The sequence below is a fragment of the Bradyrhizobium sacchari genome, assembly GCF_002068095.1.
Taxonomy (GTDB): Bacteria; Pseudomonadota; Alphaproteobacteria; order Rhizobiales; family Xanthobacteraceae; genus Bradyrhizobium; species Bradyrhizobium sacchari.
Genome location: NZ_LWIG01000069.1, coordinates 173,776 through 187,230, shown reverse-complemented (window position 1 = coordinate 187,230; position 13,455 = coordinate 173,776). Strand labels below are relative to the sequence as shown.

At 64.5% G+C, this 13,455-nt stretch carries 13 protein-coding genes; 7 read left to right on the top strand and 6 right to left on the bottom strand.

Annotation, left to right across the window (positions count from 1 at the left end; all coding sequences use genetic code 11):
* Positions 1 to 288 precede the first annotated feature (288 nt).
* Complete coding sequence (locus A5906_RS40525; RefSeq protein ID WP_080140635.1) at positions 289 to 1,086, top strand: ATP-grasp domain-containing protein; 798 nt, start codon at positions 289 to 291, stop codon at positions 1,084 to 1,086.
* 189 nt (positions 1,087 to 1,275) lie between these two features.
* Here the strand turns inward: A5906_RS40525 and A5906_RS40520 are convergent, their stop codons facing one another.
* The gene (locus A5906_RS40520) at positions 1,276 to 2,193 is read right to left on the bottom strand and encodes an amino acid ABC transporter substrate-binding protein (protein WP_080140634.1); all 918 of its coding nucleotides are present in this window, start codon (positions 2,191 to 2,193) and stop codon (positions 1,276 to 1,278) included.
* 12 nt (positions 2,194 to 2,205) lie between these two features.
* A complete protein-coding gene (locus A5906_RS40515) occupies positions 2,206 to 3,501 on the bottom strand; it encodes a dicarboxylate/amino acid:cation symporter (RefSeq protein WP_080140633.1) in 1,296 nt (431 codons plus the stop codon).
* Positions 3,502 to 3,711: 210 nt separating this feature from the next.
* Here A5906_RS40515 and A5906_RS40510 point away from each other — a divergent pair, with 210 nt between their 5' ends.
* The 5 genes from A5906_RS40510 to A5906_RS40490 all read left to right on the top strand — a co-directional run bounded on the left by A5906_RS40510 (position 3,712) and on the right by A5906_RS40490 (position 9,008).
* On the top strand, positions 3,712 to 4,719 hold the full coding sequence (locus tag A5906_RS40510; RefSeq protein ID WP_080140632.1) for an NADP-dependent oxidoreductase: 1,008 nt from the start codon (positions 3,712 to 3,714) through the stop codon (positions 4,717 to 4,719).
* A 146-nt stretch (positions 4,720 to 4,865) separates the two neighbouring features.
* Positions 4,866 to 5,696 carry a hypothetical protein gene (locus A5906_RS40505; RefSeq protein ID WP_080140631.1) on the top strand — a complete coding sequence of 277 codons (831 nt, stop codon included), beginning with the start codon at positions 4,866 to 4,868 and terminating at the stop codon, positions 5,694 to 5,696.
* A gap of 130 nt (positions 5,697 to 5,826) precedes the next feature.
* The gene (locus tag A5906_RS40500) at positions 5,827 to 6,042 is read left to right on the top strand and encodes a hypothetical protein (protein WP_080140703.1); all 216 of its coding nucleotides are present in this window, start codon (positions 5,827 to 5,829) and stop codon (positions 6,040 to 6,042) included.
* A gap of 189 nt (positions 6,043 to 6,231) precedes the next feature.
* Complete coding sequence (locus tag A5906_RS40495; protein ID WP_080140630.1) at positions 6,232 to 7,398, top strand: FAD-dependent monooxygenase; 1,167 nt, start codon at positions 6,232 to 6,234, stop codon at positions 7,396 to 7,398.
* Positions 7,395 to 9,008, top strand: coding sequence for a benzoate-CoA ligase family protein (locus A5906_RS40490; RefSeq protein WP_080140629.1), 1,614 nt, complete (start codon positions 7,395 to 7,397; stop codon positions 9,006 to 9,008). Before A5906_RS40495 ends, A5906_RS40490 begins: the two co-directional genes overlap by 4 nt.
* A gap of 196 nt (positions 9,009 to 9,204) precedes the next feature.
* Here the strand turns inward: A5906_RS40490 and A5906_RS40485 are convergent, their stop codons facing one another.
* A complete protein-coding gene (locus A5906_RS40485; protein WP_080140628.1) occupies positions 9,205 to 9,717 on the bottom strand; it encodes a MarR family winged helix-turn-helix transcriptional regulator in 513 nt (170 codons plus the stop codon).
* On the bottom strand, positions 9,707 to 10,339 hold the full coding sequence (gene maiA / locus A5906_RS40480; RefSeq protein ID WP_080140702.1) for a maleylacetoacetate isomerase: 633 nt from the start codon (positions 10,337 to 10,339) through the stop codon (positions 9,707 to 9,709). Before maiA ends, A5906_RS40485 begins: the two co-directional genes overlap by 11 nt.
* Before the next feature lie 221 nt (positions 10,340 to 10,560).
* Here maiA and gtdA point away from each other — a divergent pair, with 221 nt between their 5' ends.
* The gene (gene gtdA, locus A5906_RS40475; RefSeq protein WP_080140701.1) at positions 10,561 to 11,601 is read left to right on the top strand and encodes a gentisate 1,2-dioxygenase; all 1,041 of its coding nucleotides are present in this window, start codon (positions 10,561 to 10,563) and stop codon (positions 11,599 to 11,601) included.
* 156 nt (positions 11,602 to 11,757) lie between these two features.
* Here gtdA and A5906_RS40470 read toward each other — a convergent pair whose 3' ends face one another.
* Positions 11,758 to 12,570 (bottom strand): ABC transporter permease, encoded by an 813-nt coding sequence (locus tag A5906_RS40470; RefSeq protein ID WP_080140627.1) that lies wholly within the window; start codon positions 12,568 to 12,570, stop codon positions 11,758 to 11,760.
* Entirely contained in the window at positions 12,563 to 13,336 is a 774-nt protein-coding gene (locus A5906_RS40465) for an ABC transporter ATP-binding protein (RefSeq protein ID WP_080140626.1), read from the bottom strand. The genes A5906_RS40470 and A5906_RS40465 overlap by 8 nt, the downstream gene beginning before the upstream one ends.
* Positions 13,337 to 13,455: the final 119 nt, after the last annotated feature.

Genomic DNA, 13,455 nt, shown 5'->3' with positions numbered 1-13,455 from the left:
TGTGTGATCTACGCCATTGAGACCAATAATCAACCTCGTTTCGGATGCAATTGATGCCGATCAAACCGGCATTTGCAGCGGAAATGGCCACATCATTAATGAATCTGCTGCCGGGCGCGCATGAAGGGCAATTTCTTTTCCCTCCTGGCCCTGAATGCAGCACTTAATTTCCGTCGCGCTCGCGAGAATTTCATTAAGAATAGCTCTGACTTCACCCCGGCATGGCGCTGATTCCCGCATTTTTGCGGCTTTTGGCGACAGGAAGGACTGAAACAAGCAGCTGAACACATGGCTGACAGCGAGCGGATCTTCGTCCAGGCAATCAGGCGCTATTGCGCCCGCCACGATATTGCGGTCGACGGCCGCGCCGGCGGCTGGCTGATCGCGATGCACCGGGGTGAGACGCGCCGCTTCGCCTTCGGCTACGACATCGGCCTCAACAGCGCCATCGCGCACCGCCTCGCCAACGACAAATCTGCGACCGCCGAGGCGCTGACGCTTCAAGGCGTGGCCTGCATTCCTCATCAGCTCTTCCTCAATCCAAGGCTGGGCGTGCACGTCACCGGCCCGCATTGGCGCGAGACCATGATGGCGCTGCTCGCGCAGAATCCGCAAGGCATCGTGGTGAAGCCGAACGAGGGGACATCGGGGCGCTCGGTGTTCAAGGTGACGACGGAGGCGGAGCTCGACCACGCGGCCAGCGAGGTCTTTTCGATGAGCACGGGGCTCGTGATCTCACCCTATGTCGCGATCGAGGAGGAGGTCCGCGTGGTGCTGCTCGATGACGTGCCCCTCGTCGTCTACAGCAAGCAGCGTGGCTCGGACTGGCGGCACAATCTCGATGCCGGCGCAACGCCGATGCTGCTGGACGACGGCGAGGTCCGAACGGCTTGCGCGAAGCTCGCGATCGATGCCGCGCGCGCCATCGGCATTGTCTTTGCTTCGATCGACCTCGTCCGTGTCGATGGCTCCTGGCGCGTGCTCGAGATCAATTCCGGCGTGATGATGGAAGCGTTGGCCAAGCTGCATCCGGAGCTGGTGCAGGCGACATATGACGCGGCCCTGGACCGGGTGTTTTCAAGCTGAGCGCCTGCGTCCCTTCTCCCCTTGTGGGAGAAGGTGGCGCGAAGCGCCGGATGACGGGTTCTCGCCACTCGCAACGCCGCTCGTGGGGATAGACACCCCTCACCCGGCTTCGCTATCGCGAAGCCACCCTCTCCCACAGGGGGAAAGGGTGCAGCGAGATCGCGGCGCGATCATCGCAATACAAGCCGCCTAATTATTCGCGCTGGCGGAATCGTCCATGGCCTTGAAGGCTTCCTCCAGCTGCAGCGAGATCGGCACGTTGAGCCGTTCGCCCGTGGGCAGCCGTGCGGTGAACCATTTGTTGTAGAGCGGGACGAGATCGCGGTTGGAGCCGAGCTTGCGGAAGGCGCGCTCGACCACGGCGGAGAGCTGCGGCTCACCCTTCTTGAACATGATGCCGTAGGGATCATAGGACAGATAGTCGCCGGTGACGCGGAACTTGTCCTGCGCCTTGTGGCGCGCGATCAGGCCGAACAGCAGGATGTCGTCGGTCGCGAACGCATCGGCCTTGCCGTCGACCAGCATCTGATACGACTGCTCGTGATCCGGCGAGGTGAGGATGTTGAGGCCGAGCGAGAACTTCTTGTCGGCCGCCTGGACCGCCTGCTCGTTGGTGGTGCCTTTCGTCACCACCACGGTCTTGCCCTTCAGATCGGTCAGCGATTGGACATTCGACGCCTTCGGCACCATCAGCTTGGTGCCGGCAACGAACATCAGCGGCGAGAAGGCGACGCGTTTGGCGCGCTCGGCATTGGCGGTGGTCGAGCCGCATTCCAGGTCGATCTTGTTCTGGAGCACGGCATCGATGCGGTCATCCGAGGTGACCTTGACGTAGTCGATCTTCAAATTGGGATCGTCGACCTCGACGCCGATCTCCTCGACGATGGCCTCGCACAGTTCGAGGCTATAGCCGATCGGACGACCCGACTGGTCAAGGAAGGAGAACGGCGGCGAGCTTTCGCGATAGCCGAGCCGCACGGTGTGCGCCTTCTTGATGGCCGACAGCGTCGGGCTAAGCCCTTCGCTGCCGCCGGTCTGCGCTGAGGCGCCGGTTGCCAGCAGGCAAGCTGCGAGCAACAAGCCCGATATCGCCAATGAGCGGCGCATGGTGCACCTCCGTCAATGGCCGGCCATCGCAGGCAATTCGCCAGGCACCATGTCCGGCGTCGCCACCTCGCCCGGTCCGAGCTCGTGCTCCGGCCCGAGCTCGCCTTCCCACTTCGCGACCACGGCGGTCGCAAGCGAGTTGCCGATCACGTTGGTGGCGCTGCGCCCCATGTCGAGGAAGGTGTCGATGCCCATGATCATCAGGAGGCCCGCCTCGGGGATACCGAACTGCGACAGCGTCGAGGCGATCACGACGAGGGAGGCGCGCGGCACGCCGGCGACGCCCTTCGAGGTGATCATCAAGGTCGCGAGCATCGCCAGTTGCGTCGCGAGCGACATCTCGATGTGGTAGGTCTGCGCGATGAAGATGCTGGCAAAGGTGCAATACATCATCGTGCCGTCGAGATTGAAGGAATAGCCGAGCGGCAGCACGAAGCTCGAAATCCGCGACGAGGCGCCGAACTTGGTCAGCCCCTCCAGCGTCTTCGGGTAGGCCGCCTCCGAGCTCGCGGTGGAGAACGCGATCATCAGCGGTTCGCGGATCAGCTTCAAGAGATGGCTGTAGCGCGGCCCGATCACGACAAAGCCGACGATCATCAGAATGACCCACAGGATCGCCAGCGCGAGATAGAAGCCGCCCATGAAGACGACGAGCTTCCACAGCACACCGAGGCCGTTCTTGGCGACGGTGGCTGTGATGGCGGCCCACACCGCGAGCGGCGCGAACAGCATCACATAGCTCGTCACCTTGAGCATGATGTGGGCGACGTCGTCGATCATCGCCAGGATCGGCTTGGAGCGCTCGGGCATCGAGCCCATTGCCACCGAGAAGAACACCGCGAAGATCACGATCTGGAGGATCTCGTTCTGCGCCATCGCATCCGCGATCGAGGTCGGAATCAGATGGGTCAGGAATTTCTCGATCGAGAAGGCCGAGACCGGCAAGCCGGTCGATTGCCCCGCCTGCGGCAGCGTGCCCGGGAAGTTCGCGCCGGGCTGGAGCAGATTGACCATGACGAGGCCGAGCAGCAGCGACACGAAGGAGGCGCTGATGAACCAGCCCATGGTCTTGGCGAAGATGCGCCCGAGCCGCGAACCGCTTCCCATATGCGCGATGCCGCCGACCAGGGTCGCGAACACCAACGGCGCGATGATCATCTTGATCAGGCGCAGGAACATCATGGCGATCAGGTTGATGGAGGAGGCCCAATCGGCGCGCGTGTCGGGCAGGAAGTTGAAGATCGCCGCCCCCATGACGATGCCCAGCACCATCGCGGCCAGAATGTATTGTGTAAACCTGTTCGACATTGAAAGACCCCCACACACCGGCTGTTTCATGATGTCGCAGATATGACGACGACGCAACACGATTGGCGAGCGACCGCGTTGGCCGGATGTTCCCGTTGTGAAACGATCTTCCGCGATCTAGCCTTCATGCAGCGCACAATGAACGCGGCCTGCACGTTTTCTTTGCGGCGGCTGCTTCAATAATCGCCAAACAAGGAAGAGGGGAACGCCATGAGCGGCAACATCAATCGCCAGATTCTGCTGGTCGAAAAGCCCAGCGGCAAGCTCGGTCCCGAGCACTTCAAGATGGTCGAGGGCGCGATGCCGGAGCCGAAGGACGGCGAGGCCTTGCTGCGCGTGCTTTACATCTCGCTCGACGCCGCCAACCGGGCCTGGATGCACGGCGCGACCTATCGTTCAGCCGTCGAAGCCAACAGCGTGATGGCCGGTGGCGCCATCGCCGAGGTCGTTAGCTCGAAGGCCGAAGGGCTTGCGCCCGGCGATATCGTGTTCGGCGACACCGGCTGGCAGGAGTTCGCCGCGGTGCCGGCGAAGCATCTGACGAAAATGCCGAAGCTCGAGCCGATGACGCATCTGCTCAGCGTGTTCGGCATCGCCGGCCTTACCGCCTATTTCGGCCTGCTGGAGGTCGGCAAGCCCAAGGAGGGCGAAACGGTCGTGGTTTCGGCGGCTGCGGGGTCGGTCGGCTCGATCGTCGGGCAGATCGCCAAGATCAAAGGCTGCCGGGTCGTCGGCATCGCCGGCGGCGCCGACAAGTGTCACTGGCTGACCTCCGAGCTCGGCTTCGATGCCGCGGTCGATTACAAGGACGGCGCGGTGTTCAAGGCGTTGCGCGCGGCTGCGCCGAAGGGGATCGACGTCTATTTCGACAATGTCGGCGGCGAGATTCTGGAAGCCTGCCTGCCGCAGATGAACAATTACGGCCGCATCGCCTGCTGCGGTGCGATCTCGCAATATGACGGCACACCCTCCGCGCACGGTCCGCGCGGCGTGCCCGGACTGATCGTGGTGAAGCGGCTCGTGATGCAAGGCTTCATCGTGATGGACTACATGAAGGACAGCCAGCGCGCGCTCGCCGATCTCCAGGCCTGGGTGAAATCCGGCAGGCTGAAGGTGCAGGAGGACATCATCGATGGCCTCGAGAACACGCCGAAAGCGCTGATCGGATTGCTTGCAGGCGCGAACCGCGGCAAGCGCATGGTGAAGCTTACGACGTAGTTGCGCCGCGGTCGCTCAAGAATATCTACTTGCGGTAGAGGCCAAAGCGGCCAAAGATGCTGCCCGCGAGGCATTGCCCGCGACGATTGCGCTTGCATATCTTTTGAAAATTGTCGGCGTTGCCGATAGGGCAGGAATTCACTCAGATGTTCAACACGTTGAAACATGCTTCGACGCGCATCGCGTTGCTTGCCGCAACTCTCTTCGCAACTGCAACAGGCGCATTCGCGCAAGCGCCGACCGAGGCGCAGAAGAGCGCCATCCGGTCCGCATGCCGCTCGGACTTCATGGCGCATTGCTCGAGCGTGACGCCCGGCGGCGTCGAAGCGTTTCAATGCCTCGCCAAGAACATGTCCAGCCTGTCGCCGGGATGCCAGACCGCGGTTCGCGCCGTCGAGCCGGCATCCGCGCCGAAGACGGAAGCTGCGCCCGCCAAATCCGAACCCGCCAAATCCGAGCCTGCAAAGTCGGAAGCGGCGCCCGCCGCCGAGCCCGCGGCCAAACCGGCCGCGGCAGCCGCCCCGAAAGCGGCAGCGCCGAAGCAGCCGAGCAGCGCGCAGGTCTCCGCGATCAAGAGCGCCTGCCGCGGCGACTACCCCAAGGTCTGCGCCGGCGTGCCGCCGGGCGGCGCGCCGGCGCTCGAATGTCTGGAGAAGAACAAGGCGAAGGTGTCGGCGGGCTGCGCCAAGGCCGTGAATGCCGCTTTGGGCGGCGGTGCGGCGACGGCCGCACCTGCTGCAGGTGCTGCGCCGGCCGCCACGGCCGCGCCTGCTGCGGCACCGGCTGTCATCGTGCTGCGTCCGCTGCGGCCGCGCGAAGAACTGTTCATCGTCCGGTCGGCCTGCGGCGCCGACATTCGCACCCTCTGTGCCGGCGTCGCACCCGGCGGCGGCCGCATCATCCAATGCATCTCCAACAATGCCGCCTCGCTGTCGCCGGCATGCAAGGACGTGCTCGCCCCGTTCGCCGTGCGTTGAGGCGGGGACCTCTCATGCGCCAAGGCGCGTGATCGTGACGAAGCATCGCGCGAATGAATTTTCGCGCGGCTGCGACGACAAACCTTTTGCCAACATCCGATTTCAATCACGCCAAGACCGGGAGAAAGACATGCGTTCGTTGCTGCTGATCGCTTCCGCCCTCCTCGCCTTCGGGGCGACCATGACGTTCGAGGCCAAAGATGCCAATGCGGTGGTGTGCGCCCGCGGCGTCTATCGCGCCGGTTGCGCCGGGCCGAACGCGGCCGTCGTCGTCCGCAAGCCGGTTCCGGTCGTCCGCTGTACCAGGGTGCTGGTCAACGGCGTCTACGTGAAGCGCTGCGTCTGACCCCGGGTGGTCAATCCGGCGCGGGTTGGCTATGATTCCTGCCTGACGGTTTCGGACATGCGTGGAGCGCGTGTCCGGAAGCGGGCTTCGGCGTGCCGCGCCTTGCCGATAATTCCGCTGGCGCTGGACGTCGGAGCACATTAGTCTACCCCTAGATAGTAAGTATACTGTCAATTAGGGAGGAAGACGTTGCGGATCGCCGTGATTGGCGGGGGGCCCGGCGGGCTCTACTTCGCCTATCTCTGGAAGAAGCGTCACCCCGAGGATCAAGTCGACCTGTTCGAACAGAACCCGGCCGACGCGACCTGGGGCTTTGGCGTTGTGTTCTCCGACCAGGCCCTGGAGTTCCTGCGCGCCGACGACCCCGAGACGGTCGATGCGATCGCGCCGCATATGGAGAGCTGGGAGAACATCACGCTGAACCTGCATGGCGACAGCGTCGCCATCGACGGCGTCGGTTTCTCCTCGATCGGCCGGCTCGAACTCCTGAGGTTTCTGCAGCAGCGCGCGCTCGATGCCGGCGTCACACCGCGCTTCGACACACAGGTCCATGCGATCGACCAGCTCAATGGCCACGATCTGATCGTTGCCGCGGACGGGCTGAATTCGCTGGTGCGCCGCGCCTATGAGGGCGATTTCGGTACCTCGCTGTCCTATTCCTCCAACAAGTTCGTCTGGTACGGCACGTCGAAACGCTTCGACACACTGTCGCAGACTTTCGTGAAGACCGACCGCGGCGCCTTCAACGCCCATCACTATCGCTATTCGCCGACCATGAGCACCTTCCTAGTCGAATGCGACCACGCGACCTGGCAGGCCTATGGTTTCGCCTACAAGGACCTCGAGCAGTCCAAGGGCGTCTGCGAGGAGGTGTTCGCCGACACGCTCGGCGGTCATTGCCTGGTGTCGAACAAGTCGGTCTGGCGCAATTTCCCCTGGGTCTGGAACGAGCACTGGTCGTTCAAGAACATGGTGCTGCTCGGCGACGCGCTGCACTCGGCGCATTTCTCGATCGGTTCGGGCACGCGGCTCGCGATCGAGGACGCGATCGCGCTGGTCAAGGCGCTGGAATCGGACGCGCATCTGACCACCGCGCTGCAGCGCTACCAGGCCGAGCGCAAGCCGGTGGTGCAGAAGCTCATCAATGCGGCGCGCACCAGCGCATTCTGGTACGAGCACTTCGCCCAGCACATGCAGCTCGATCTCCTCGATTTCGCCTACAGCTACATCACCCGTTCCGGACGCATCGACGATGCACGCCTGCGCCACATGTCGCCGGCCTTCATGGCACGCTACGAGGCCGCCAAGAATGGTGCAGGCGATGCCGGGGATGCGGCCGGCGAGGTGACAGCATGAGCAACGAGATTCGCGACCAGGTGCCCGCCGACAGCGCGGGCACGCGCGAGATCGGCTTTGCCGTTCCGCAAGCCTATAATGCGAGCCGTGTCCTGTTCGACAATCTGGCCCAGGGCCGCGGCGACAAGCTCGCCCTCATTGGCCCTGCAGGCGCGCGCACCTATGCCGAACTCTGCACGGAGGCCTGCCGCTGGGGCAATGGCTTTGCTTCGCTCGGCCTCAAGCGCGGCGACCGCGTGCTGCTGTTCCTCGACGACACCCCGGTCTATCCGGCCGCCTTCTTCGGCGCGGTGCGGGCCGGCTTCGTGCCGCTGCTCATCAACACGCTGACGCCGCCGGACCTCCTGCAGTTCTATCTCGCCGATTCCGGCGCTGCTGTCGCGGTGGCGGATTCGGAGTTCTGTGCGCGCTTCAACGCCGAGGCGTGCAAGGACACGAAGCTGCAGACGCTGGTCGTCGTCAATGGCGAGGTCGGCGAGCACGCCGCACCGGGAGCAGTCGCGGCGGCAAGCTGGCTCGCGCGATTTCCGGCGGCGCTCGCCGAAGCCGACACCGATCGCAACGAGATGGCGTTCTGGATGTACTCCTCGGGCTCGACGGGCCGGCCCAAGGGCATCGTGCATCTCCAGCACGACATGGCCTATAGCGAGCTCGCCTTTGCGCGGAATGTGCTGAAGCTGACGCCCGACGACATCTGCTTCTCGGTGCCGAAGATCTTCTTCGCCTATGGCTTCGGCAACTCCGTCACCTTCCCGTTCTCGGCGGGCGCGGCGACGCTGCTGCTGCCGGGTCAGCCGAAGCCGGCGGCGATCTTCGCGGCCATCGCGCAGTACAAGCCGACGGTCTTCTTCGGCCTGCCGACGCTCTATACCTCGCTGACCAAGGCCGAGGGCGCGGAGAAGACGAATTTCTCGTCGTTGCGCATGGCGCTCTCCGCCGCCGAAGTGCTTTCGGCCGAGGTCTTCAACGGCTGGAAGACGCTCACGGGGCTCGAGATCGTCGAGGGCCTCGGGTCGACCGAGGTGCTGCACATCTATCTGTCCAACCGTCCCGAGCAGAAGAAGCTCGGCGCCGCGGGCCTGCGCGTCCCCGGCTACGAGGTTGCGCTGCGCGACAAGGACGGCCAAGAGGTCGGCGACAACGAGGAAGGGATTCTGTGGGTGCGCGGCGATTCCAACACGCCGCTGTACTGGAACCGGCCGGACAAATCCGCCGAAACCATCCGCGAGGGCGGCTGGATCTACACCGGCGACCGCTTCGTGCGCGATGCCGACGGCTTTCACTTCTTCCGCGGCCGCGCCGACGATCTCATCAAGATCTCGGGACAGTGGGTCTATCCGCTCGAGGTCGAGCTGTGCCTCGCCGACCACCCCGATATCCGCGAATGCGCGGTGTTCGCCGCCGAGCTGCCGGACCGGCGCATGACGCTGAAGGCGGTGGTGGTGATGAACAACCGCGCGGTAGACCAGAGTGAGGCGACCCGGAAGCTGCAGGATTACGTGAAGGGCAAGCTGCTGCCGTACAAATATCCGCGCGAGGTGATCTTCATCGACGAATTGCCGAAGACGGGCACGGGGAAGATCGATCGGCAGGCGCTGTTGCGGATGTGAGGCGGGGGCGCCGCCAAATTCTCGCTGTCGTCCCCGCGAAGGCGGGGACCCATACGCCGCAGCAGTAGTGGTCGCGCGAGATGGTCATTGCCTATCTTCGCCAAACTGCTGCTGCGGCGTATGGGTCGCGGATCTGCGCTTTGCTTGTCCGGGACGACGGTGGAGAATGAGGCAACAGCACCGCCCCACTCACCCCTCACCCACCCTTGCCCAGATGCTCCAGCGCGTCCTCGGCTCGCAGCGGCACGCGCGAAGCTTCGTTGTTGAGGTCGACGAGTTGCGTCAGCAATCCCATCAGCGCCTTGCGGTCGCCGGGCTTCAGCGGCTCCAGCATCCGCCCCTGAGCGCGCTCGACGGCGGGGATGATCTCGCGCAGGATCGCCGCGCCTGATTTGGTCAGATAGAGCAGCTTGATCCGCTTGTCCTCAGGCGCGGGCTTGCGCTCGATATAGTCCTTGGCCTGCAGCCGCTCGATCACGCTGCCGAGCGTCGAGCGGTCGAAGGCGATCACCGCCGACAACCGCGTCGCGTCGATGCCGGGATGGGTGTGGATGGCGATCAGCGCGGCATATTGCACCGGCGTGAGGTCGAAGGCCTTGCACTCCTCCATGAAGATCGAGACCGCGATCTGCTGCATGCGCCGGAACAGATAGCCCGGCGCGGCATAGACGGCGTCGATCGTGATCGGAGCGGCAGGCTTACTCGGCATCGGGCTGCTTCTCCGGCGCTGCATTGGCGAAGGCCGGCAGCGCCTTCGCCGCGGCTTCCGCCTTCAGCAGCCGCGGATAGGCCGAGACATCGACGCCGAAGCGGCGGGCATTGGCGAGCTGCGGCACCAGGCAGAGGTCGGCGAGCGTCGGCGCATCGCCAAAGCAGAACGGGCCCGTCTCGTCCTTGACCAGCGTCTCGCAGGCCGACAGGCCCTCACGGTTGACCCAGGCGGCCCAGTCCTGGACCTTGTCCTCGGGCAGGCCGAGCTCCCGCAGCCGCGCCAGCACCTTCAGATTCTGCACCGGATGGGTGTCGCAGGCGATTGCCAGCGCGAACGCCCGCACCTTGGCACGCCGCAGCGGATCCTTCGGCAGCAGTGGCGGCCGGGGATGGGTCTCGTCGAGCCATTCGATGATGGCGACCGATTGGGTCAGCACCGCACCCGCATCGTCCTCCAGCGCCGGCACTAACCCTTGCGGGTTGATGGCGAGATAGCTAGGGGCGCATTGCTCGCCCTTGCGCAAATGATGCGGCAGGTGCTCGGCGCCAAGTCCCTTCAGGTTCAGCGCGATCCGCACGCGATAGGCGGCGCTGGAGCGGAAATAGCCGTGCAGCTTCATCGAGACCTCCCATTTATTTTCGTCATTCCGGGGCTCGCGAAGCGAGAGCCCGGAATCCATACTCCCGATCGGGGTTATGGATTCTCAGGTGCGCAATTGCGCACCGTAGCTCGACGCTGGCGCGTCGCCCCGGAATGACGAGGACCTATGTCGTCCGTCACATTGACGCTACCCAGATCGTCAGTATACTGTCAATCAACAAAACGAACGGGAGCGCCGCCATGGAAGCCGTGACCAGGACACCGGAACGCGAGGCGTTCTACAAGAAGATCGACGGCGAAAATCTCACCGCGCTGTGGACGGTGATGAGCGATCTGATCACGCCGGAGCCGAAAAGCGCCTGCCGGCCGCACCTCTGGAAGTTCGACACCATCCGCGACTACATGACGGAGGCCGGCAAGCTGATCACCGCCAAGGAGGCCGAACGTCGCGTGCTGGTGCTGGAAAATCCTGGCCTGCGCGGACAGTCCAAGATCACCACCTCGCTCTATGCCGGCGTGCAGATGGTGGTGCCTGGCGACGTCGCGCCCGCGCACCGGCACAGCCAGTCGGCGCTGCGTTTCGTACTCGAAGGCAAGGGCGCCCATACTGCGGTGGACGGCGAGCGCACCGCCATGGAGCCCGGCGACTTCATCATCACGCCATCGATGACCTGGCACGACCACTCCAACGAGACCGATGAGCCGATGTTCTGGCTCGATGGTCTCGACATCCCGCTGGTGCAGTTCTTCGACTGCTCCTTCGCGGAAGGCTCGAAAGAGGACCAGCAGAAGATCACCAAGCCTGCGGGCGACAGTTTTGCCCGCTACGGTCACAATCTGCTGCCGGTCGATGTGAAGCGGAGCTCGAAGACCTCGCCGATCTTCAGCTATCCCTACGCCTATACCCGCGAAGCGCTGGAGAAGGCCAGGACGAGCCAGGAGTGGGACGCCTGCCACGGCTTGAAGCTGAAGTTCAGCAATCCCGAGACCGGCGATTTCGCCATGCCGACCATTGGCACCTTCATCCAGCTGCTGCCAAAGGGCTTTGAGACCGCGCGCTATCGTTCGACCGATGCCACCGTGTTCTGCCCGATCGAAGGCAAGGGTCGCAGCCGCATCGGCGATGCCGTGTTTGAATGGGGCCCGCGCGATCTGTTCGTGGTGCCCAGCTGGCATTGGGTGACGCACGAGGCGGATGAGGACGCCGTCCTGTTCAGCTTCTCGGATCGGCCGGTGCAGCAGAAGCTGGATCTGTTTCGCGAGGATCGCGGGAACGCGTGAGAGCAGGCTGCTAGCCACTTTGTCGTCACGGCAAGGCAGGGGGTTGTGGCGCGATTGCATCCACACCGTCATTGCGAGCGCAGCGAAGCAATCCAGACTGTCACCGCGGAGAGATTCTGGATTGCTTCGCTGCGCTCACAATGACGGGAGCATGCCTCACCGCCAGTGCAGCAGCCGCGTCTCCAGCCAGCCGATCACCTTGCCCACCGCAAGGCCGAACACCGACAGGATCACCACGCCCGCGAGCAGCTGATCGGTCTGCATCAGATTGCCGGCCTGCAGCACGAAGGCGCCGATTCCGTATTGCGCGCCGATCATCTCGGCGCTGACCACGAGCAACAATGCGACGGACGCGGTGATGCGGAAGCCGGCGAGGATCGCGGGCAGCGCACCAGGCCAGATTACCTTGCGCACGATGGTGGCGAAGGGAACGTTGAAGCTCTGCGCCATGCGGATCAGGTTGCGCGGCACGGCATCGACGCCGCTATAGACCGAGATCGCGGTCGAGAAGAACACGCCCAAGGCAATGGTCGCGATCTTCGGCTCTTCGCCGATACCGAGCCAGAGGATCAGGAGCGGCAGCAGCGCGATCTTCGGGATCGGGAACAGCGCCGAGATGAAGGTGATGCCGACGCTGCGCGCCAGCCGCGACAGGCCGATGGCAAAGCCGACGGCGACGCCGGCCACCGTTCCCAGCAGCCAGCCGACGCCGATGCGCAGCAGCGAGGCGGACACATGCTCCCAGAGCGCGCCTGAGATCGCGAGCTGATAGATCGCGCGCATGATCGCCGACGGCGCCGGCAGGAACAGCGGATTGACGAGGCCTGCGCTGCCGGCGGCCTGCCAGATCGCAATGACGAGCCCGAGCGCAATCCAGCCGCCGAAGCGGCTCGAGGCAGGCACGAAGCCGGCGCCACGGAAGCGGACGCGCCGGGTCGTCTCATCTTTCGTCGCCGCGCGATCAAGCATGCTGCACCTCGCGCTCGGCATCGATCGCCTCGTTGCGGATCAGCGACCAGATCTGGTTCTGCAGCGCGAGCAGCTTCTCGCGCGCCGCGGCCTCGCCGCGCGCCGCGCGCGTCATCGGCACGGTCACGACCTCGCGGATACGCCCGGGCCGCCGCGACAGCACCACGATGCGATCGGCGAGCCGCGCCGCCTCTTCGAGATTATGGGTGACATAGACCGCCCCCATGCCGCCATCGGCGAGCAGGCGGACGAAATCCTCCATCAGCAGCTCGCGGGTCTGCGAATCCAGCGCCGACAGCGGCTCATCCATCAGCAGGATCGCAGGCTTGACCGCGAGCGCACGCGAGATGCCGACGCGCTGGCGCATGCCGCCGGAGAGCTGCTTCGGATAGGTCTTGCGAAAATCGGTCAGCCCGGTGCGGCGCAAGGCATCCTCGACCTGCGCGCGGCGCTGCGCCGCCGAAAGCTGGGTGTGCAGCAGCGGGAATTCGACGTTCTCCTCGACAGTGGCCCAGGGCAGCAGCGCGAAATCCTGGAACACGAAGGTCAGCGGATTGAGACTGTCCGCCGGCGGCGCCCCGCGCAGCTCAGGCGCGCCCGAGGTCGGCTGCAGCAGCCCGCCGAGGATCGACAGCAGCGTGCTCTTGCCGCAGCCCGAGGGCCCCACGATCGCCACCACTTCGCCCGCACTGAGGGTGAAGGAGACGTCGTCGAGCACGGCGAGATCGCCGAAGCGATGGGTGATGTGATTGGCAATCAGGTCCATGCTGTCTGGTCTATCCTGTTCTCCGTCGTTCCGGGATGATCCGTAGGATCAGACCCGGAAGCTCGAGATTCTCAGGTGCGCAAGTGCGCGCCATAGCTCTCGCTTCGCGAGCCCCGGAA